This window comes from Campylobacter australis (assembly GCF_050586305.1).
GTDB lineage: Bacteria > Campylobacterota > Campylobacteria > Campylobacterales > Campylobacteraceae > Campylobacter_A.
Genome location: NZ_JAXUAA010000004.1, coordinates 144,414 through 164,623 on the forward strand (window position 1 = coordinate 144,414; position 20,210 = coordinate 164,623).

Consider the following 20,210-nt stretch of genomic DNA (forward strand, 5'->3'; position numbering starts at 1 on the left):
AGCGACAAACCGCATAAAATAGCGTAAAAACACAAATTTTAGAAAGCTTAAATGCCACAATCTCAGGTCAAGGATAAAAAGAGCTTGGCTCAAGTCTTGCTAGATACGCAACTTTAAGCAAAGATAGAGCGGTTTTAAGTGGTGTGGTAAAATCTCCCACAAGATATGAAATTTCAAATGGTATAGATACGCATAGTTATTTTGAGCAAATAGGTGCAAGTGACTTTCACATGTCTGTTTATGATGATAACAACGCTATATTTGCCAAAAATAGAACTGTGATCGTTTCAGCTGATACTAAAATTCACAACATTAATGAGTATGGTCTTTCAAATGTATTAAAAACAGCTTGCGGCGATGTTAAGGTCTTTTTTGACCCCTTTGATGATGGCAATAAAATGGGGGTAGGAGAGATAAATGCAAATATGTATCTTATAAATTTTGATACCACAGGAGATGGTGTCTTGGATATAAATGATGAAAATTTTAGTAAATTAAAAATTCGTGACTATGATATTGATGGTAATGAAAAAGTAGCTCGTAGATGTTAAGCGAGTTTAATTCAATCATCTCAGAAAAAAATACAAATAAGAGCAAGTTTTCTTATATTAATTACCAAAAACAGAGTTTTATGAATTTTATAAAGACTACAAAGCCGAGCTTAATGAGTATAATGAGAAAATTTCAAAACTTTCAAATTAGCTAAAACAGTGGTTTTAGTAGTTCTGATAAGCTTATTAAAAACTTAGCTCTACCAAGTCAGCAAGGCTAAATGCTATGGAGCGTGAATTTGAGCAAAATACTGGCATGAAAATGAGCTTAAGAAATTTAGAGAGCTTAAAACATCGCTTTGATAATGACCCAGAAGGCTCAGCCTATTCCTTAAAAGATACTGATGCGGCTGTTGTGATGAAGCGTGAAAATGATGGCAGGATAAGGCTAAAATTTGATAGCGACACAGAGCACTTGCGGTCGATAAGGTATATGAAGATACAGGCAAACTAAATGATATATAAAGCGGCAAAAGAAAGAGTGCTTTTGTCAAAAAGCTAGACATCAAGATAGCTCCAGCACCAGAACTTGGTGTGCAAAATTTATCTAAAACGCTAACAGAGGCTGAGTTTAAAGCTCTTTGGGAGCTTGGCGTGAGTGAGTTTAAGATGGGCGAATATGATAGCAAATTTTATCTCATGGCACAAAAGCTAAATCAAAGCGAGCTCTTTACTCTTTCAAGTCTTGAAAGGCTTTTTAATAATGATCTCATCAAATTTAGCGAGATAAAACCAGAGTAAATTTTATCAAAAGATAGATGCTTATGTCTAAAATTGGCTTATTTTGATACCAAAATGTTTCCTAAAATGTGTTATAATGTCAAACAAAAAGGAGCAGATATGGTCAAAAAAACTAAAATCGTAGCTACACTAGGACCAGCAAGCGATAGCATAGAAACTATGGAGCGCATGGTAAAAGCAGGAGTAAATGTCTTTCGTCTAAATTTTAGCCACGGCACGCATGAGTATCACAAGCAAAATATAGATAAAATTCGTGAAGTAGAGAAGCGACTTGGGCTAAGGATAGGAATTTTGCAAGATATCTGCGGTCCAAAAGTTCGTATTGGAAAGCTTGAAGCACCGTTTGAGTTAAAAGCTGGCGATAGGCTTGATATCTATGCCGATGAGATTATGGGTGTAAAAGTTGGTGAAAATCATTTTAAAACCTGCCTAAATCAACCACAAATTTTAGCTATGCTAAGAAGTGATGAGTATGTCTATCTTTACGATGGTCGTATCCGTGCAAGAGTCATAAATACTGGCTCAAATGTGGTTGAGACGCGCATCGAAAATGATGGCATTTTAAGTTCAAATAAGGGTGTAAATTTCCCAAATACCAAGATAAATATCGAGGTTATCACGCCAAAAGATAGAGCAGATATGGAATTTGGTGCGCAGTGTGGAGTGAGCTTTGTTGCTATTAGTTTTGTGCAAAATGCAAGCGATGTGATAAAAGCTAAAGATATACTAAAAAGCTTTGGTTCTCGTGCAAGCGTTCTTTCAAAGATCGAGAAATTTGATGCGGTAGAAAATATCGATGAGATTATTAAGGTTAGCGATGGTATCATGGTGGCAAGGGGTGATCTTGGCATAGAGGTGCCTTACTATCAAGTGCCAACTATTCAAAAACTAATCATCCAAAAAGCAAATGCAGCAAGCAAGCCAGTCATCACAGCCACTCAGATGATGTTAAGTATGGCAGAGCATGAGACTGCTACTCGCGCCGAGATAAGCGATGTGGCAAATGCTGTGCTTGATGGTACAGATGCTGTTATGCTAAGCGAAGAGAGTGCTATTGGCATAAATCCTGTTGCAGTTGTTGAAGCTATGAGTAATACAATAGTTCAAACTCAAAACATATACCCATACAATAAATTTGACACTTATGAATTTCTTGATGAGACTGATGTTGTATCATCAAGCGCAGCAGCTCTAGCTGTAAGACTAAAGCTTGATGGGATGATCTCTATCACATCATCTGGAAAGTCAGCCATAAAGTTAGCTAGAAATCGCCCAAATATCGACATCTTTGCCGTTGCGCATGATGAAAGTACAGCTCACGCGCTTACGCTTGCTTGGGGTGTAACTCCAGCACTTGTCGTTGAGAAAAATAAGCTTAGCGATTTGCTCGTAGATACAATTCAGCGCGCAGTAAACGACGGCTTTATAGATCATGATAAAAGCTATTTAGTCACTGCTGGCTACCCTACTGGTATAGAGGGAAGCACTAACTTTATGCGAATTTTAAGGCGCGATCAGATAGATTATTATCTTTCACAAAAACTATAAATTTTAGGCTCGCTTGTATATTTTAGCGAGCCATTACTCATTTTATATAGCTTCATCTATACTAGTTTATAAAGTATTAGTTTTTAATAGAAATTTATTGATTTTTAGCGAGAGAGAGAGAGAGGGGGTATTATAATTAAGATATAAATCCTTAAAAGGAGCTCTTATGAAAGATATTGTTATAAAAACTTTATTACTTGGCTCGCTTGTGGCAGTTGGCGCAATGGCTGAGGATAGATTTATTGGAGTTGAGGTAGGCTATGATAAGTCAATACTTAAAGGAAATATTGATGATAAAGAAGACATATCGTCTGGAAAATCAGATGATACCAGGGCAAATATAGGTTTTAAAATCGGTCAAGACTTAGAAAGCTATAGAATTTATGGCTCTTATATCTATGATACAAAAGCATCTGAAAGCGGAAAAATCAGTAACACAAATGATAACTACAGCATAAACTGGAAAAAGCATAAGCTTTTGGTTGGTGTTGATTTTACTCCTGAGATAAGTCAAAATTTTAGAGCTCTTCTGGGTGTTTATACTGGTTTAGCGATAGCTAACATTGATTTAAATATGCCCATAACAAGCAATAGTACAACTTATGGCGGTGCGTATGCTAAAAATCTTAAAGGCTGGGTAGTTGGTGGAAAGGTTGGTGGACTTTATGATTTTGATGAGCAAAGTGAGCTTGAGTTTGGCGTAAAGGCTGAATATACTAAATACAAAAACTTTGACATAGGCAGTGCAAATTTTAAATTTAAAGAGACGGCTTATGGACCATATCTAGGTTATAACTATAAATTCTAATCTCATAGAAAACCAAGTCAAAAAACGGCTTGGTTTTCTATCTTTAAAAGATAATTTCTAGTACAATTCTAGCTTTTTATCTCATTTTTTATCTTTGCGTAAAGTTCTAAAATTTCAGCCTTTTTTATGATGAAGCTGTTTTTGTTTGCGATAAGATGAGCTGAGCTTGTCATTATAGTTTCGCCTACTTTTAGCCCATTTTGCTTCATTGTAGTGCCAGTTTCAACTACATCAACGATACCATCACTAAGCCCAACAAGCGGTGCAAGCTCGATACTGCCATAAAGCTTGATGATCTTTAGTGCTGTTGCTTTTTGTGCAAAGTAGTTTCGTGCGATATTTGGCATCTTTGTTGCGATACGAATTTCGGGCTGAGTATAATCTATCTCATATCCCTCCTTTATCCCTACGCAGACACGGCATTTGCCAATATTCAAGTCAAGTAGCCGCACAACATCTGGCTGGTGCTCTTCAAGTACATCAAGCCCAACCACACCGATATCTGCCGCGCCTTCTGTCACATAGGTTGGTATATCTTGGTTTCTTACCATTAAAAATTTAAATTGTCCTTCGCTTAGAATAAGTTTTCTATCTTCAAACTCAAACGCCCCACCAAAAATTTTTCTAAAAATTTCAAGCGTTTCATTAGCTATACGACCTTTTGGAAGTGCGATAGTTATCATTTGTGTAATCCTTTTTCGTTTATTAATCTTTGCATTGAGCGAAATACAAGTGTTTTATCGCAAATTCCATTTTTAAAAAATCTTGCTAAAAACTCACCGTCTCCTCCAGTAAGATAGATACTTTTATCGTAAGCGATAGCTGATATTAGCGTAACGATAGGCTTTATAATGCCATAACTTACAGCATCAGCCGTTTTTTGAGGAAATGCCTCGAGTTCGATTTGTGAGTTTAAAACTACTTTTAGTCTAGGTGAAATTTCTTCAAATGCCTTTAGTGTAGCCGTGATACCTGGCAGAATGTAGCCGCCAAGATGGATGGAGTTTGCCATAATATCAACTGTTATTGCGCTCCCTGCATCAACAACCACACCATCTTTTATCCCATAACATGCCGCAACCCTATCGATACCTATGCCTTGATATATCGTGTCAAGTTCAAAATATGGCTCAAGGTCGATAAAATTTTTAGCGTTTTTTAGGCGCTCTTTTAGACTGTCATTTACGCTTATAAAATAAACGGGTTGGCTTGAGTCGGTACTAAAATTTTCTATTTTAACACGAGTTATCTTGCCATTTTCGTAAAAAGTGGCATTTGTATTGCCGATGTCACAAAGCTTCATGGCACTTCCAGCCAGATGATGTTAGCTCATCTAATGCCTTTGAGCAAGCAGGCGAGCTGTAAAAAAGTATGCGTTTTTTTATTGCTGTATCAAATTTAGCTTCAAATTTAGTGCAAAGCTCGTTTAGGGCTTGACTCTCTTTTTTTAAAAGTCTTGATTTTGCAAAACGAAAAAAGACGATGGTATAAAAGCCCTTTAGGTCAACACCAAAAAAAATTTTGAGAGTTTTTGAGCGAGAAAACTCGCTCACATCAAGATTTTTTAGATCTTTTAAAAATATCTTTTTGCTTTCAAAAAGCTTTAAAATTTGAGTGTCCATTACTCAAAAGTCACATACTCATCATCATAGTAAAAGGCATTTTTGCCAGTAAAACTTTTATCTTCTAGCTCTCCGCTTAGTTCAAAAATTTGTGCACTATTTAAGTTTGTATCTGTTTTTATAAGATAGCCAGTTTTTTCGACTATGTAAAGGTTGTCATTATGTGCTGTAACATCTGAAAAAATAGCAAATTTGAAATATTTATCAGTTATTTTATTTAGCTCAAAGTCAAGCTTTGTTATCTTGCCATCTTTTTGCAAGACAAAGATATTGTTATTATGAACTATTGTATCTTTTATCTCGCCGTCAAAGTAGGTCGTTTTTGCTGGATTTATCGAGATAACGCGCTTTGCAGTAGCCGCGAACATGTAATCACCAACAACATCTAAAAATGTAATATTGTTAAAGAAATTTTCTGAGCTTACTACGATGTCACTTATGATTTGCGATGTTGCTTTATTTACGATGTAAATTTTACCATCAAGTGATGGGTAGATGATGATGGTGTTTAGAAAAAACGGAGCTGCAACTCTTGAGTCAACGGCTGAAATTTCACTTGAGCGATACTCCATTAGTGTAATTGCATTATAAATATCAATAAGGTATATATGGTTTGTGGCGCTTACAGTAGCTAGCAAATTTCCTTCAATATTTGCTGAAACTATGGCTGCTGGAAAAGAACGGATAAAAATTTCAGCCCCTGTTGTGTCAGTTACTTTTAAGTCTCCCTGTATGTTTGTGGAGATGACCTTGCCCTCGTTCTTGTTTAGAAGAAAGTAACCTTTTTCTAGTTTTACATCATTTTCAAGACCATCTTTTGTTATGACGCTACCGTTTTTTAGTGTTGCACCACCATTTGTAACATGCGTGATTGATGCGGGTAGATCTTTTGATAGTCTTATGTCCCCATCTATTTTTTCGGGGTCAAAATACTCTCTTTTTGAGTTACAACCAGCTAATACAAATGCCGAAATCACGGCAAGTAGTAGTATTTTTTTCATTGTTTTATTCCTTGATAGTGCTGTAAATTTTTAACTATATTTGCAAGAGGTGAGTCTGCGCTGATTTTGCTAAATTCGGTATTTGCCTCTTTTATTTTATTTTGTTTTAAAAGTTCGTAGCCGTCGATTAACAAACTATAATCAGCCAGTATTGCACCGCTTGCCTCACCAGCATAGGCTGAGAAAATTTGTTTTAAAAGTGGATCTATGTCAGCGCTAATAAGCGACTTTATGCCTTGTGTATCATTTTTATCTTGAAATTCTTTAAATTTTGCAAGTGCATAAAGTGAAGGAGCGTCATTTTTTAGCGAATTTAGAGCATTTATATCGTTTTCAAGGGCTTTGTTGTATGCTATATTTGTCTTTGCCATATTGCTTTGCTCTATGCTCTTTAATGCATAATATCCAACTCCCGCAACTACTGCTAAAACAGCTACGCTTATCAATGCAAATTTATACTTTTTTAAAAACCTTTCGCCCTTTATCATCCCTTCTAAAAACTGCTCTTGGGTACTTAGCTCATCTTTTATGATCTTAATATCGTCTTTTACTGCCAATTTTTTTCCTTTTTGTTTTATTTTTGGCTGTAATTGTAGCATAATAAAATTTAAAACAGCAAAAAAATAAGCTTAAATGTGATATAATGGCAACAAATTTTGATAAATTAAGGTAAATTTATGATTATTGATGATACTTTGTTAAATAAATTAGAAAAACTTTCGTCATTAAAAGTCTCAGATGATAAGCGTGAAGAGATAAAAAAACAGCTCAGTGAGATAGTAAATTTTGTCGAGGTTTTAAATGAGCTTGACTTAAGTCACGATGAGGCAGTTGTAAGTGCGATAAATGCAGCTACTCCGCTGCGCGAAGATACTCCACGGCAAAGCGATGTGGTACGCTCGATACTTGCCCATGCTCCACATCGCGAGGGCAATTTCTTTGCCGTTCCAAAAATAATAGAATAGGAGTGTTTGGTGCAAGAAAATTTGCTATTTGAAAAATTTATCTTAAAGGATGCTAGCGACCTGCACTTGGTTGCAAATTCGCCAGCATTTGTTCGGATAGATGCAAATTTGGTAGCATTAGATAATAAAAATTTATGCGATGAGGAGTTATGTGAGTTTTGTTTTTCACTTTTAAATGAATCTCAAAAGTGTGAGTTTTTATCCAAAAAAGAGCTTGACTTTTCGTTTGGGTATAAAAATTTTAGATTTAGGGCAAATTTTTACTTCGTAAATGAGTCTAAAATGGCGGCTAGCTTTAGGAAAATTCCAGCCAAAATCCCAACTCTAAGCAGCCTTAACGCACCAGATATTTTAAGGCATATCGTGTGTCGGCAAAAAGGACTTATTTTAGTAACTGGTGCTACTGGAAGTGGCAAAAGCACGACGATGGCAGCTATGTTAAATGAGATAAATGAAACTCAGGCAAAGCATATTTTAACGATAGAAGATCCAGTTGAGTTTATACATACAAATAAAAAATCACTTTTTTCGCATAGAAATTTAGGCTCAGACACAACCTCCTATGCAAATGCTTTAAAACAAGCTCTTAGGCAAGATCCAGATGTGATATTAGTCGGAGAGTTGCGCGATGCAGATAGTATGGCAGCGGCTATAAGTGCGGCAGAGACCGGACATCTTGTACTTGCCACACTTCACACAAACTCCGCGGTTTCAAGTATAAACCGCATACTTGATAGTTTTGTTGGAGCTGAGCAGGCATTGATTCAAAGTATGTTAAGTAGCTCTCTTGTTGCAGTAGTTTCACAAAATTTAGTACCAAAAATAAGCGGTGCAAGGGTTTGTGTTCATGAAATTTTGATAAACAATCAAGCTATCTCAAATCTTATCCGCGAAGGAAAGACTCATCAGATATATTCACAGATACAGTTAGGTCAAAGTAGTGGTATGCAAACGCAGGCTTTTGCACTAGTAAAAGCCGTAAATAGCGGGTTTATAACACAACAAAGTGCGTTAGAGTATGCAAATAACACACAAGAAATTTTAAATTTAAATGTAGGAATGTAAATGCAAGGATTAATGTTTTTTGATATTATCGTCATTGGTGCAATACTTATACTTGGGCTTATGGGTTTGGTGCGAGGTATTATCACTGAGTTTGCTGGACTTGTTGGACTTATAGGTGGTTTGGTGCTTGCAAGTCGTCTTTCTTCACAAGCTGGAGAGTTTATAAAGTCAAACATCTATAATATACAAAATCCATCAATGCTTGATTTTGTAAGTTTTGTTGGAGTGTGGATAGTTTTTTGGATACTATGTGTTTTGGTTGGCAAATTTCTTTCAAAGCTTGTTGGTGTAAGTGGGCTGGGATTTTTAGATAGGCTTGGAGGCTTTGTGGCTGGTAGCGCAAAGGTCTTTTTGACGCTTTCTGCGGTTTTAGCTATTATTTCAAATACCAATCTAAGCGATGAGATTGAGGAGTATTTTAAAGATAGTAAGGTTTATCCTGTTTTGCTAAATACTGGAAAATGGATAGCAAATATTGATGTAAAGGCGCTTAAAAATGATGTTGAGAATGCTATCGTTCCGCTTACAAAAGATGATAGCAAGAGCGATGAGATTATCAAAAGTGAAGTTATTATGATAGACAATAATATAACTTCGGATGTAAATGTATCAAAGGAGAATTGATGAGTATTGAAAATTTAGAGTATGACGCACTTTTAGAAAAATTTAAACGAGTGCTTCGTAATAATGGCTTAAAATATACAAAACAGCGCGAAGTTTTACTAAAAACGCTTTATAATAATGAAGAACACTTTACATCTGAAAAACTTTATATGTTTATCAAGGAGAACTATCCTGACCTGAATGTGGGTATTGCGACTGTTTATAGAACGCTAAATTTACTGGAAGAGGCTGAAATGGTAACATCTATCAGTTTTGGCTCTCAGGGTAAGAAATTTGAGCTTGCTACAAAGCCTCATCATGATCATATGATATGTAGAAAATGTGGGCTTATTATCGAGTTTGAAGATGCAGTTATAGAAAAGCGTCAGCTTGCTATTGCAAAAGAGCACGGCTTTAAGCTTACTGGGCACATGATGCAGCTATATGGAATTTGTGAAAAATGTAATAAAGATAATATAAAAGGTAAATAGTAAAAAGGGGCGATAAAAACGGTGATATTTGAAAACAAACTAGAATTACAAAGACTACAAACTGCCGAGGAATTGCGCAAAATAGGGGTTAATCCCTATCCACATTTTCTTAGGCGTGATATGGATATAACAAAATTTAAGATAAAATTTAACCACATAAAAGATACAGAAGAGCGCAAGGCAGAGGGACAATTTGTCGGCCTTGCGGGGCGTATAAAGCTTATTCGTGATGCTGGTAAGGCTATATTTGCAAACATTGAAGATGAAGATGCAAATTTACAAATTTATTTTAGCAACAAAACTCTAGATCCTGAGTGGTTTAATGTAGTAAAGAAAAATATCGAAGTTGGCGACATCGTTTATGTGCGTGGCTATGCTTTTATAACTAGGACGGGCGAGTTTTCAATGCATGTAAGTGAGATAACGCTTGCAGCAAAGGCCATCAGTCCGCTTCCTGAAAAATATCATGGACTAGTGGATATCGAGATGCGCTATCGTCAGCGCTACCTTGATATGATAATGAACCCAGAAGTTAGAAATGACTTTAAAAAGCGCTCGATAATAGTAGCAACTATACGCAGATTTTTTGAAGATAAGGGCTTTTTGGAGGTTGAAACTCCTATGATGCACCCTATAGCTGGTGGTGCCAATGCAAAGCCTTTTGTGACTTTTCACAATGCACTCGGAATTGATAGATACCTTAGGATAGCGCCAGAGCTATATCTAAAGCGCCTTATAGTTGGTGGCTTTGAAGCGGTTTATGAGATGAATAGAAATTTCCGTAACGAAGGCATGGATCTAACGCACAATCCTGAATTTACAAGTATTGAGTTTTACTGGGCATATCATACATATCACGATCTTATGGGGCTTACAGAAGAACTTTTTACAACACTAATAGATAAGCTTGATATGTCAAAGGTGATAGAATTTGATGGCATGCAGATAGATTTTTCAAAGCCTTTTGCGCGTATAACATATAAAAAAGCGTTAGTTGATATAGGCGTGCTTGATCCTGCTATTATTGATGATAGGGAGCAAATTTTAGCCAAGCTTAGAAAAGATGGTTTTGAAGCAAATGAGAAGCTAGATCTTGGGCATTTGCAAGCCGAACTTTTTGATAATTATGTTGAGAGTAAGCTTATAAATCCTACATTTATCACTGACTTTCCAATCTCCATAAGTCCGCTTTCAAGAAGAAATGATAAACATCCTGATATAGCTGAGAGATTTGAGCTATTTATCGCTGGGCGTGAGCTTGCAAATGGGTTTAACGAGCTAAATGATCCGATCGATCAATACAACCGTTTTGCTGGACAGATAGATGCTAAAAATGCTGGCGATGATGAGGCGCACGAGATGGATGAGGACTATGTTAGGGCGCTTGGATACGCTATGCCACCAACTGCTGGAGAGGGCATTGGTATTGACCGTCTTGTAATGCTTTTGACAAATAAAAAATCAATCCGTGATGTCGTGCTTTTCCCTGCTATGCGACCACTGAAAAATGAAAACCAACTAAAGGAGAGCAAATGAGTTTAGAAAATTTTGATAAGTCGATATATGGCCTTGTAAATTTGGAGTTAAAGCGTCAATGTGACCATCTTGAGATGATAGCAAGTGAGAATTTTACATACCCAGAAGTCATGCAAGTCATGGGCTCTATCCTTACAAATAAATATGCAGAGGGCTATCCTGGTAAAAGATATTATGGTGGTTGTGAGTTTGTTGATGAAATTGAAAAAATAGCCATTGATCGTTGTAAAGAGCTTTTTGGTTGCGAGTTTGCAAATGTTCAGCCAAACTCAGGTTCGCAGGCAAATCAAGGCGTTTATGGTGCGCTTTTAAATCCAGGCGATAAAATTTTAGGCATGGATTTAAGTCACGGTGGACACCTTACACACGGTGCAAAGGTAAGCAGTTCTGGTAAAATTTACGAGAGCTTTTTTTACGGCGTGGAGCTTGATGGTCGTATAAATTATGAGCGAGTTCTTGATATAGCAAAGATAGTAAAACCAAAGATGATAGTTTGCGGTGCCAGCGCATACACTCGTGAGATTGAGTTTAAAAAATTCCGTGAAATAGCCGATGAAGTAGGCGCGATACTATTTGCCGATGTAGCTCACATCGCTGGACTTGTCGTAGCTGGTGAACATCAAAACCCATTCCCACATTGTGATGTTGTAAGCTCTACAACACACAAAACACTTCGTGGACCAAGGGGTGGTATCATAATGACAAACAACGAAGAGTATGCTAAAAAGATAAATTCTAGTATCTTTCCAGGTATCCAAGGTGGACCGCTTGTGCATGTGATAGCTGGAAAGGCTGTTGGTTTTAAACACAACTTAAGCCCAGAGTGGAAAGTTTATGCAAAACAAGTTAAGGCAAATGCGAAAATTTTAGGCGAAACCCTTGTAAAACGAGGATATGATCTAGTGAGTGGGGGCACGGATAATCATTTGGTGCTTATGAGCTTTTTGACAAAAGAATTTAGTGGTAAAGATGCTGATATAGCACTTGGTAATGCTGGCATTACTGTAAATAAAAACACCGTTCCTGGAGAAATCCGTAGTCCATTTGTTACAAGCGGTATTCGCGTAGGAAGCCCTGCGCTTACAGCTCGTGGCATGAAAGAGACTGAATTTGTGCTAATTGCAAATAAAATAGCCGATGTACTTGATGATATAAACAACATCCAAGTTCAAGAAAGGGTTAAAGCCGAGCTAAAAGAGTTAGCACATCAGTTTATAATCTATGATAAGGCGATGTTTTAATGCAAAGTATAGATACCGCACTAATTAAAATGATAACCACGCACTATTATATAAAGCGTGATAGTATCGTAAACAAGATCGAGTATAAGGGCAAGCTATTTTTTGACAAATTTGAGCGTGTGAATGAGATGTTAAACTATAAGGTTATCCAAGATCACGAAGCTGGCAAGATAGTTGTGGCTCACTCTTTGATAAATCAGTTTGATAAAGTTGAAAATATAGTTTTTGACTATAATGGACGCACACCAGAGCGCTTTTGGCATAGAGCCCAGCTCTTGCTTCGTGAAGAAGGCTTTATAAATTTTACTGCCTATAAAAGCAAAACAGAGGGGCATTTGCATCTTTATGTTCATAAGGGACATACAACATTTAGCGAGGCCTGCCAGCTTGCAAATATGCTAAGTGCAAAGCTTTTACAGCGCCTTCCAAAGGAGTGGAAGATGTTTCCAACGATAGAGATGCCAAAAGAATTTAACATCCTAGCGTTGCCATACGAGCTTTATCAAAAAGAGCGCGGTGCAAGCTGGTCAAAACATATGTAAGGAAATTTTATGCAGATAAACAACGAACTAAAAGATATTTTATTGGAAAAAAATGACAACAGTGGTACTAATGTAAAGAAAATTTTGCTTATCGTTGCGGCTGCGGTTATATTGTTTTTAGCAGTTATTGTTGTGATGAAATTTATAAACAGCGATCCAGAGGCAAAAACAAGTGCAAATGTCGAGATTGATTCAAGGCTTGTTTTGCCACCAGCTCCAAGCCAGGATCAAAATTTAGCACTAAATCAGCCTATGGCTACCCAGCCAGCATCAAAGCCGCAAGATGTAAGCGAGAGAAAAAATGATGAACAGCTTTTTGAGCAAGTGCCGATTATGCCAGAAGGGAAAAGCCAAGATGACTTTGAGGATATGGTTAAAAAGCTAAAGGGCAAGAGTGAAACCGATACAAGCAAAAATGATGCGACTCAACAAAAGCCTGAGCCAAAACTAGTTATAAAAGCAGTAGAAGAGCCAAAGCCTGAGCTTACTAAAAAGGTTGAAGTAAAACCAGAACCTGAAGCTAAAAAAGAGGAAGTAAAAAAAGAAGAGCCTAAAAAAGTTACCAAAGAGCAGCCAAAGCCAGCTGCAAAGCCAGAGTCTAAAAAAGAGCCTGCAAAAACAACTACAGCAGCTGTTAGTAGTTCAAAAGGAGCCTATGTTCAAGTTGCGGCTATCTCAAAGCCAACCCCTGACACATCACTTACAAATAAAATTTCAGCTAAAGGCTATAGCTATACAACTGTTAAAGCTGGCAATATGACAAAGGTTATAGTTGGTCCTTTTAGTGAGGATAAAATTCAAAACGCACTTAGTGATATTCGCAAAGACATTGCCTCTGGTGCATTTATTTATAGGATCAAATGAGAGCGTTTGCTCTTTTTGGAGATCCAGTAGCTCACAGTATATCGCCTAGACTTCATAACAAGGCGATATCTGAGCTAAATTTAAATGGCTTTTATAGTCGTATTTTATTAAAAGAGGGCTATAAGCTCATAAGTTCATTTAAGAAGCTTAGGCTCGATGGCGCTAATATTACGGTCCCACACAAGGCTTATGCCTTGCGTCTTGCCGATGTTGCCTCAAAAGAGGCTATGGCTATAGGCTCTGCCAATACTCTTGTTTTAAAAGATGATAAAATTTATGCATATAATACCGATGCCCCAGGCTTTTTGCGTTCTATAAAAGAATTTAAAGAGGTAAAAAGCGCGCTTATCATTGGTGCTGGTGGAACTGCAAAAGCGATTGCATATAGTTTGAAAAACGCTGGCATAAGTGTAGAAATTTTAAATAGAAGCAAGGATCGGTTCGCAGAGTTTGATGGCTATGAGTGCTTTACATGGAGCGATTTTAAGGTAAAATCATTTGATTTGATTATAAACTCAACTTCGGCTGGATTAAAGGACGATAGCTTGCCATTAAGTTCTGAAATTTTAACTCCATGCTTACAAAGATCAAAATTTGCTTATGATGTTATATATGCAAAACAAACACCATTTTTAAGGCTTGCAAAGTCAAATAGCTTGCTTACAAAAGATGGCTCTGATATGTTACTTTTTCAAGCCGTTTTGGCATTAAATTTATTTTATGATAATAAATTAAACGAAGAAAATATAGAAATTGCTATGCGCAAGGCTATGCAAATTTAAAATATTAACTTTAAACTATATTTTTACTTTTTAAATTTTTAAAAACTTCAGAATTATAATAAATAACCTTAAAATATCGACAAATACTATAAAATATAAAAAATCTATGATAATAAATTTTTGCGATTATTGATAATGATTTTCTTATTTTACTTAAAATAATAATTAAAAAACATATTTAAGAAATATTTTACATTAAATTGACCTTGCAATGATATAATTTTCCCGATAAAACTATTTTAGGAGGAGAAAATGAACAATTCAAGACGAAATTTTCTTAAAGCGTCTGCAGTTGTTGGGGCTGTAAGTGCAATGCCTGGCACGATAGCAAAGCTTGGTGCAAATCCACTAAGTCCTAGCGAAAAAACGGTAATGAGTTTTTGTGAAATGTGCTCATCACGCTGTCCTATAGAGGCACGCATTAGCGACGATAAAACAGTTTTTATACAAGGCAATGCAAAGGCAAGCGGAACAAAGACATCAGTTTGTGCGCGCGGAGGTTCTGGACATAGTCAGCTTTATGATCCACAACGCTTAGTAAAGCCGCTTATTCGTGTTGGAGAACGCGGAGAAAACAAATGGCGCGAAGCTAGTTGGGACGAGGCGCTTGATCTAGTTGCAAAAAAAATGCAAGAGATAAAAGAGAAGTATGGACCCGAAAGTTTTGTATTCACTGCAAAAAGCTCTCAAACTCATAAGCTTATGGTAAATTTTGCCTCTAGCTACGGCTCACCAAACTGCTTTTCACATTTTTCATGCTGCCCTATAACATATCAAATGGTGTGCGAGCATATGTATGGTGATGCTAAGTTAAAGCGTGACTTCTCTAATGCAAAGTATGTTGTAAATTTTGGACACAACCTTTTTGAGGGTATAGTTATTAGCGATGCTAAAAAACTTGCAAAATTTGCTGCTCAAAAAGATAGAAAGCTTTTGGTGCTTGATCCAAGATTTAGCGTTGTTGCTGCAAAGGCTGATGAGTGGTTGCCAGTTAAGCCAGGAACTGACTTAGCTTTTGTTATGGCGCTTATTCATACTTGGATAAAAAATGGTACTTATGATAAAAAATTCATAGAAGATTTTACTATCGGTTTTGATAAAGTTGTTGAAATGACTAAGGATACAACACCTGAGTGGGCTGAAAAAATAACTGGCATAAAAGCCTCTGATATACAAAGGATAGCAGCTGAAATTTGGGCAGCTGCGCCAAAGGTTATCATCGACTTTGGACATAAAACAACAACAGCAAAAGCTGAGTATATGAGAACTAGAGCCATAATGACTGCAAATGCAATGATGGGTAACTGGGAAGTTAAAGGTGGTTTGTTTAGTGGTAAAAACGCTAAAAAATACAACAAACTTGTAGGCGAAAACATCATTGATGAGCTTGCAAATCCAGATAAAGACTTTAAAGTTCCAAAGGTTCAAAGACTTGACTTTGCTGGAGAAGATGGCAGACATAAGTTTGTAAGTAGAAGTCACGGGGTTTTGATGGATATCCCTCATGCTATTTTAAGCGAAAAACCGTATCCAATAAAAGGCTGGTTTAATATCCGCTTTAACCATCTTATAAATGTTGCAGAAACTGAAAAGGCTATAGAGGCTATGAAAAAGCTTGACTTTATCGTTGTTAGCGATGTTTATATGAACGATATGGCAACTTTTGCTGATGTAATCCTGCCTGAAAGCACATATCTTGAGCGTGATGAGGGTATTGAAGATAAGTCAAGTTTAAAACCAGCTTATATGATACGAAATAAAGTTGTAGATCCGGTCGGTGACACTAAAGATGGAGCAACTATCTTTAGAGAGCTTGCACGTCGCATGAAGATTGATGAGCTTTACAAATGGAATAATATGCGTGAGTGGCGTATGCAACAAGTTAAAGGTAATGTTGAGTTGCTTGCCAAGTTAGAAAAAGATGGATATGTTAGTTATGATGTGCCGGGGATTTTATTCCGAGATAAAGATAGTGTGGCAAAATTTGTAGCTAAATATCCACAAACAGCTCAGTATGTAGGCGAAAATGGACTTATGGACTCTCAAGCTAAGTTAAAAACAAAAAGTGGCAAGATAGAGCTATTTAGCGAGCAAGTTGAAGCACAGTTTCCTGGATACGGCTGTTTAAATACTGAAGGTATGGATGTTTATGATGGTCATGAGCTTTGCTTAATGACAGGTAAGACGCCTATTCATACAAATGGTCACACCCAATCAGTTCCATATTTAAATGATTTAATGAACGATGCACCTATATGGATACATCCAAAAACAGCTGCAAAGCGCGGGATAAAAGATGGAGATGATGTTGTTATTAAGAACCAATTTGGTAAACAAAATGGTAAAGTTATGCTAACTGAGGGCATTCGTGAAGATACGCTATTTTTGTATCACGGATTTGGTCACATCACGCCAGCACTTGGCAAAATTCACATGGTAGGTACAAACCAAAGTGTGTTGCTTAACCCAGAAGAGGGACCTGTGGCTGCTACGATGGTTACAAATGTCGGTGTTGAGATAGTTAAGGCGTAAGGGAGATAAGATGAAAAAGTATATGATGATTCATGATGAAAATTTATGCATAGGCTGTCAAGGCTGTTCTGTCGCTTGTAGAAGTGAAAACAATGTTCCTAACAACCTTTATCGTTTGCAAGTTCATACAAAAATGAGCGGCACATTTCCAAAGCTAAAAATGGACTTTTTGCGCCATAGCTGTGTTATGTGTGAGGATGCGCCTTGTGTTGAAGTTTGTCCTACTGGAGCAAGCTTTAAGACAGCAGATGGTATCACTTTGCTTGATGATAGAATTTGCGTTAGCTGTAAATACTGTATCCTTGCTTGCCCTTATGATGCTAGATTTGTCTTACCAGATGGAAACATTGGCAAATGTACATTTTGTCATGAAAGCCGCCTAGCACGCGGTGAGGAGCCAGCTTGTGTAACTGTTTGTCCAACAGACGCACTTGTATTTGGAGATGCAAATGATGAAAACTCAAAAATTTCAAAGATGTTAAAGGAAAAAGAGGTTTATTACCCAAAAGCCGAGCTTGGCACACATCCACGCCTTGCTATGGTCGCAAACACAAAAGGAGGACACAATGAATAATATGTGGGGAAGTATGGCTCAATATGGCGAAATTTACTGGCCGTGGCCAATCGCACTTTATCTATTTTTGGCTGGTCTTAGTGCTGGTGCTGCTATCGTTGCAGTCCTTTTAAAGTGGCAAGGTAAAACTGGGGCAAATTTTAAGAGTGCCGTTTTGCTAGCACCTATTGCTATCATTGTTGGTCTTGCTCTTTTGGTGCTTGACCTTGGGAAGCCACTTAGTTTTTACTGGATATTGTTAAAGTATAACTTTACATCAGTTATGAGCATCGGTGTTGCGCTTCTTTTAGTTTATACACCGATAGTTGTTGTTTATGCACTTTTTGCCTACAAAGACCTTGCTATCTTGGCTCCATTTAAAGGCTTGATAAGTTCACTTGAAAAGGCTTTGGCAAAACTTTGTGAAATTTTAATCCTCCCACTAGCCATTGGTGTGGGCGTTTATACAGGCTTTTTGTTAAGTGCTGTAAGTAAAATTTTACTTTGGGATACGCCTATCCTACCTATATTGTTTTTGGTTTCTGGACTTAGTTCAGGTATAGCTGCCAGCGTACTTTGTGGTGCAATATTTGGTAAAGAAAAAGATGAAAGTACATTTAAACTTTTAAAGCTTGATATGTTTGTTATAATTGTTGAATGTTTGCTTTTAGTTGCTCTTTTTGGCTATCTTTACTCATCAGGTTCAGCAGGTGCAGAAGTTGCTGGTAAGGCGCTTACAAATGGTGCATTAGCTGTGATGTTTTGGGTGTTCGTTGTTGGCTCTGGTATGGCGCTTCCAGTTGTCATAGAGCTGGCAAATGGCGAGAAGATGAGTAAAAATTTAATCATTTTTAATACTTTTATTGTTATACTTGGTGTTATTTTGCTAAGATATTACATAGTCTATGCAGGACAGATGTAAGATTTTGATACCCATCATTTTGGTGGGTATCACTTTTAGCAACAACACTTAAAGGATACATTTGAAAATTTTACTTATGGAAGATGACCTTGGTTATCAAGAGAGTGTTAGTGAGTATTTAACATCACTTGGCTATGAGGTCGATACAGCGGGTGATGGCGAGACTGCTTGTGATAAAATATCAAAAAATATCTATCAACTTTTTATACTCGATGTTAAGGTGCCAAACATAAATGGCTTTGAAGTTTTAAAATTTATAAAAAGTATAGGTCTTCAAACACCTATAATGATGATGACTTCGCTTGTTGATATAAACGATATGGCGATAGGCTATGAGCTTGGCTGTAACGAATATCTTAAAAAGCCGTTTGAGCTTGCTGAGCTGAAATTTCGTGTGGGCGAACTTATGAGAAAATACTACAGCCTTGGCGATAAAAATTTTATAGCACTTGATATGGATTTTAACTATGACGCTATAAAAAGACAACTTTTAAAAGATGGCGAGGTGATTGAGCTTAGTGCAAAAGAGCTTGAGATAGTAAGTTATCTTGCTGTAAATGCTGGAAATTTTATCAGCATAAATGAGCTAAAAGAGAAAATTTGGGGCGATAAAGAGATAAACGAAGCCGATATAAGGATGCATGTTTTAAAAATTAGACAAAAAACTTTGAGTGATTTTGTAATTTCAAAACGACATTTTGGCTACAAAATCGATGGAAAAAAATCTTAAAATTCCAACGATTGCCGTTATTATTATAATGGCACTTTTTGCTTTGCAAAGCTTTTGGATAATAGTGTCAAGCCAAAAAGAGGAAGTTTCAAATAATATTTTTGGTATGATGCGTTTTGAAAAGCAGGTTAGGCGCAACTTTGAAAATGGTCAAATTTTGCCTGACTCTCTTATTTACAAATACGCACTTTATGACTCAAATGATACTATATACTTTTCAACACTTCAGGACCTGCACAAGGAGCGAACAGAAAAAAATTTTATAAAAGATGGAGTTTTATATTATAAAGATTTTTTCTTTTTAAAAGAGAGACCTTTTTTTATAATTATAGCCAGTGAGTTAAATGTAAAGCGTGAAATTTTTATCGTCTCTCTTACGCTAGCACTTGCTCTTTTGGTTGTTAGCATAACTATTTATCTACTTTTTGTTACAAGCGTAAAACCTTATAAGCAAGCACAAAAATATCTAAATGACTTTTTTAATGACGCTATGCACGAGCTAAAAACACCACTTGGTGTCGCTAAGATAAATCTTGAAATGCTTGGTGTTGAGAACAAAAACACAAAGCGAATTTCAAACGCACTAAAGCAAATGCAGCTGCTGTATGATGATGTGGAATATTATATTAAGCGTGGATATATAAAATTCCCAAGCGAACATATCAATTTATGTGAGTTTGCACGCGAGAGAGTAAGATTTTTGGCATCTTTGGCTGATACTAAACGCATTAAGATAGTTTATGATATTGAAGCAAATTTATATGTTTTTATAAGCAAGATAGCCCTTCAAAGGCTCGTTGATAATACTATAACAAACGCTATAAAATATAGTCCGCAAGACACCAAGATCATTTTGAGTATAAAAAAAGATGAGGGTAGGGTGGTGTTTAGTGTTGAGGACTTTGGTAGTGGCATAAAAGATGTGAAGAAAATTTTTAGACGATATGAGCGTGAAGATAGTGTGCAGGGTGGTTTTGGGATCGGGCTAAATATAGTTGAAGAGATATGTGTAAAAAATGATATTATCTATAATGTAAGAAGTGAACTTGAAAAAGGAAGCAAATTTTCTTATAAACTAAAACTTGCTTCTTTATCTTAAGTGTTTTACTTAAG

Annotated in this window: 24 protein-coding genes; 19 read left to right on the plus strand and 5 right to left on the minus strand. The window is 36.6% G+C overall.

Going from position 1 to position 20,210, the window contains the following annotated elements:
* The first annotated feature begins 143 nt into the window (after positions 1-143).
* The 5 genes from U5B17_RS06975 to U5B17_RS06995 all read left to right on the plus strand — a co-directional run bounded on the left by U5B17_RS06975 (position 144) and on the right by U5B17_RS06995 (position 3,648).
* A complete protein-coding gene (locus U5B17_RS06975; RefSeq protein ID WP_430804623.1) occupies positions 144-551 on the plus strand; it encodes a hypothetical protein in 408 nt (135 codons plus the stop codon).
* A gap of 226 nt (positions 552-777) precedes the next feature.
* Positions 778-1,005, plus strand: a complete 228-nt coding sequence (locus tag U5B17_RS06980; protein ID WP_430804624.1) for a hypothetical protein — start codon at positions 778-780, stop codon at positions 1,003-1,005.
* A gap of 80 nt (positions 1,006-1,085) precedes the next feature.
* Positions 1,086-1,292, plus strand: coding sequence for a hypothetical protein (locus tag U5B17_RS06985; RefSeq protein WP_430804625.1), 207 nt, complete (start codon positions 1,086-1,088; stop codon positions 1,290-1,292).
* 99 nt (positions 1,293-1,391) lie between these two features.
* Positions 1,392-2,840: a pyruvate kinase gene (gene pyk, locus U5B17_RS06990; RefSeq protein WP_430804626.1), complete on the plus strand. Its 1,449-nt coding sequence runs from the start codon at positions 1,392-1,394 to the stop codon at positions 2,838-2,840.
* 166 nt (positions 2,841-3,006) lie between these two features.
* Positions 3,007-3,648: an outer membrane beta-barrel protein gene (locus U5B17_RS06995; RefSeq protein WP_430804627.1), complete on the plus strand. Its 642-nt coding sequence runs from the start codon at positions 3,007-3,009 to the stop codon at positions 3,646-3,648.
* Between the two features lie 68 nt (positions 3,649-3,716).
* On the opposite strand, the gene hisG is transcribed toward U5B17_RS06995, so the two are convergent.
* The 5 genes from hisG to U5B17_RS07020 are packed head-to-tail and all read right to left on the minus strand — an operon-like array spanning position 3,717 to position 6,828.
* Complete coding sequence (gene hisG, locus U5B17_RS07000; protein ID WP_430804628.1) at positions 3,717-4,331, minus strand: ATP phosphoribosyltransferase; 615 nt, start codon at positions 4,329-4,331, stop codon at positions 3,717-3,719.
* Entirely contained in the window at positions 4,328-4,951 is a 624-nt protein-coding gene (locus U5B17_RS07005) for a type III pantothenate kinase (protein ID WP_430804629.1), read from the minus strand. Before U5B17_RS07005 ends, hisG begins: the two co-directional genes overlap by 4 nt.
* Positions 4,938-5,270, minus strand: coding sequence for a hypothetical protein (locus U5B17_RS07010; protein WP_430804630.1), 333 nt, complete (start codon positions 5,268-5,270; stop codon positions 4,938-4,940). The genes U5B17_RS07005 and U5B17_RS07010 overlap by 14 nt, the downstream gene beginning before the upstream one ends.
* Positions 5,270-6,271 (minus strand): PQQ-binding-like beta-propeller repeat protein, encoded by a 1,002-nt coding sequence (locus U5B17_RS07015; protein ID WP_430804631.1) that lies wholly within the window; start codon positions 6,269-6,271, stop codon positions 5,270-5,272. The genes U5B17_RS07010 and U5B17_RS07015 overlap by 1 nt, the downstream gene beginning before the upstream one ends.
* Complete coding sequence (locus U5B17_RS07020) at positions 6,268-6,828, minus strand: hypothetical protein (RefSeq protein WP_430804632.1); 561 nt, start codon at positions 6,826-6,828, stop codon at positions 6,268-6,270. Before U5B17_RS07020 ends, U5B17_RS07015 begins: the two co-directional genes overlap by 4 nt.
* A 120-nt stretch (positions 6,829-6,948) precedes the next feature.
* Between U5B17_RS07020 and gatC the strand changes: the two genes are divergently transcribed.
* The 14 genes from gatC (at position 6,949) to U5B17_RS07090 (ending at position 20,196) form a co-directional block, all read left to right on the plus strand.
* Positions 6,949-7,236: an Asp-tRNA(Asn)/Glu-tRNA(Gln) amidotransferase subunit GatC gene (gatC, locus tag U5B17_RS07025; protein ID WP_430804633.1), complete on the plus strand. Its 288-nt coding sequence runs from the start codon at positions 6,949-6,951 to the stop codon at positions 7,234-7,236.
* Between the two features lie 9 nt (positions 7,237-7,245).
* The gene (locus U5B17_RS07030; protein ID WP_430804634.1) at positions 7,246-8,301 is read left to right on the plus strand and encodes a type IV pilus twitching motility protein PilT; all 1,056 of its coding nucleotides are present in this window, start codon (positions 7,246-7,248) and stop codon (positions 8,299-8,301) included.
* Positions 8,302-8,925 (plus strand): CvpA family protein, encoded by a 624-nt coding sequence (locus U5B17_RS07035; protein ID WP_430804635.1) that lies wholly within the window; start codon positions 8,302-8,304, stop codon positions 8,923-8,925.
* Positions 8,925-9,395 carry a Fur family transcriptional regulator gene (locus tag U5B17_RS07040; RefSeq protein ID WP_430804637.1) on the plus strand — a complete coding sequence of 157 codons (471 nt, stop codon included), beginning with the start codon at positions 8,925-8,927 and terminating at the stop codon, positions 9,393-9,395. The genes U5B17_RS07035 and U5B17_RS07040 overlap by 1 nt, the downstream gene beginning before the upstream one ends.
* 24 nt (positions 9,396-9,419) lie before the next feature.
* Positions 9,420-10,931, plus strand: a complete 1,512-nt coding sequence (gene lysS / locus U5B17_RS07045) for a lysine--tRNA ligase (RefSeq protein ID WP_430804651.1) — start codon at positions 9,420-9,422, stop codon at positions 10,929-10,931.
* Positions 10,928-12,172: a serine hydroxymethyltransferase gene (locus U5B17_RS07050; RefSeq protein WP_430804638.1), complete on the plus strand. Its 1,245-nt coding sequence runs from the start codon at positions 10,928-10,930 to the stop codon at positions 12,170-12,172. Before lysS ends, U5B17_RS07050 begins: the two co-directional genes overlap by 4 nt.
* Positions 12,172-12,714, plus strand: coding sequence for a DUF1882 domain-containing protein (locus tag U5B17_RS07055; protein ID WP_430804639.1), 543 nt, complete (start codon positions 12,172-12,174; stop codon positions 12,712-12,714). The genes U5B17_RS07050 and U5B17_RS07055 overlap by 1 nt, the downstream gene beginning before the upstream one ends.
* A gap of 9 nt (positions 12,715-12,723) precedes the next feature.
* Positions 12,724-13,578: an SPOR domain-containing protein gene (locus tag U5B17_RS07060; protein ID WP_430804640.1), complete on the plus strand. Its 855-nt coding sequence runs from the start codon at positions 12,724-12,726 to the stop codon at positions 13,576-13,578.
* A complete protein-coding gene (locus U5B17_RS07065; protein WP_430804641.1) occupies positions 13,575-14,360 on the plus strand; it encodes a shikimate dehydrogenase in 786 nt (261 codons plus the stop codon). The genes U5B17_RS07060 and U5B17_RS07065 overlap by 4 nt, the downstream gene beginning before the upstream one ends.
* Positions 14,361-14,612: 252 nt before the next feature.
* A complete protein-coding gene (gene phsA, locus U5B17_RS07070) occupies positions 14,613-16,892 on the plus strand; it encodes a thiosulfate reductase PhsA (protein WP_430804642.1) in 2,280 nt (759 codons plus the stop codon).
* 10 nt (positions 16,893-16,902) lie between these two features.
* A complete protein-coding gene (locus U5B17_RS07075; RefSeq protein WP_430804643.1) occupies positions 16,903-17,466 on the plus strand; it encodes a 4Fe-4S dicluster domain-containing protein in 564 nt (187 codons plus the stop codon).
* Positions 17,459-18,367, plus strand: coding sequence for an NrfD/PsrC family molybdoenzyme membrane anchor subunit (gene nrfD / locus U5B17_RS07080; protein WP_430804644.1), 909 nt, complete (start codon positions 17,459-17,461; stop codon positions 18,365-18,367). The genes U5B17_RS07075 and nrfD overlap by 8 nt, the downstream gene beginning before the upstream one ends.
* A gap of 61 nt (positions 18,368-18,428) precedes the next feature.
* Positions 18,429-19,097 carry a response regulator transcription factor gene (locus U5B17_RS07085; protein WP_430804645.1) on the plus strand — a complete coding sequence of 223 codons (669 nt, stop codon included), beginning with the start codon at positions 18,429-18,431 and terminating at the stop codon, positions 19,095-19,097.
* Complete coding sequence (locus U5B17_RS07090) at positions 19,081-20,196, plus strand: sensor histidine kinase (RefSeq protein WP_430804646.1); 1,116 nt, start codon at positions 19,081-19,083, stop codon at positions 20,194-20,196. The genes U5B17_RS07085 and U5B17_RS07090 overlap by 17 nt, the downstream gene beginning before the upstream one ends.
* The last annotated feature ends 14 nt before the right edge of the window (positions 20,197-20,210 follow it).

Bases quoted from the DNA above. Each gene is read 5' to 3' on its own strand.
- U5B17_RS07065 (WP_430804641.1), top strand. From the start codon at position 13,575: ATGAGAGCGTTTGCTCTTTTTGGAGATCCAGTAGCTCACAGTATATCG.
- nrfD (WP_430804644.1), top strand. From the start codon at position 17,459: ATGAATAATATGTGGGGAAGTATGGCTCAATATGGCGAAATTTACTGG.
- U5B17_RS07010 (WP_430804630.1), bottom strand. From the start codon at position 5,270: ATGGACACTCAAATTTTAAAGCTTTTTGAAAGCAAAAAGATATTTTTA.
- U5B17_RS07035 (WP_430804635.1), top strand. From the start codon at position 8,302: ATGCAAGGATTAATGTTTTTTGATATTATCGTCATTGGTGCAATACTT.
- U5B17_RS06995 (WP_430804627.1), top strand. From the start codon at position 3,007: ATGAAAGATATTGTTATAAAAACTTTATTACTTGGCTCGCTTGTGGCA.
- U5B17_RS07055 (WP_430804639.1), top strand. From the start codon at position 12,172: ATGCAAAGTATAGATACCGCACTAATTAAAATGATAACCACGCACTAT.
- U5B17_RS07005 (WP_430804629.1), bottom strand. From the start codon at position 4,951: ATGAAGCTTTGTGACATCGGCAATACAAATGCCACTTTTTACGAAAAT.
- U5B17_RS07090 (WP_430804646.1), top strand. From the start codon at position 19,081: ATGGAAAAAAATCTTAAAATTCCAACGATTGCCGTTATTATTATAATG.
- U5B17_RS07040 (WP_430804637.1), top strand. From the start codon at position 8,925: ATGAGTATTGAAAATTTAGAGTATGACGCACTTTTAGAAAAATTTAAA.
- U5B17_RS07060 (WP_430804640.1), top strand. From the start codon at position 12,724: ATGCAGATAAACAACGAACTAAAAGATATTTTATTGGAAAAAAATGAC.
- phsA (WP_430804642.1), top strand. From the start codon at position 14,613: ATGAACAATTCAAGACGAAATTTTCTTAAAGCGTCTGCAGTTGTTGGG.
- U5B17_RS06980 (WP_430804624.1), top strand. From the start codon at position 778: ATGGAGCGTGAATTTGAGCAAAATACTGGCATGAAAATGAGCTTAAGA.
- U5B17_RS07050 (WP_430804638.1), top strand. From the start codon at position 10,928: ATGAGTTTAGAAAATTTTGATAAGTCGATATATGGCCTTGTAAATTTG.
- U5B17_RS07015 (WP_430804631.1), bottom strand. From the start codon at position 6,271: ATGAAAAAAATACTACTACTTGCCGTGATTTCGGCATTTGTATTAGCT.
- U5B17_RS07075 (WP_430804643.1), top strand. From the start codon at position 16,903: ATGAAAAAGTATATGATGATTCATGATGAAAATTTATGCATAGGCTGT.
- gatC (WP_430804633.1), top strand. From the start codon at position 6,949: ATGATTATTGATGATACTTTGTTAAATAAATTAGAAAAACTTTCGTCA.
- pyk (WP_430804626.1), top strand. From the start codon at position 1,392: ATGGTCAAAAAAACTAAAATCGTAGCTACACTAGGACCAGCAAGCGAT.
- hisG (WP_430804628.1), bottom strand. From the start codon at position 4,331: ATGATAACTATCGCACTTCCAAAAGGTCGTATAGCTAATGAAACGCTT.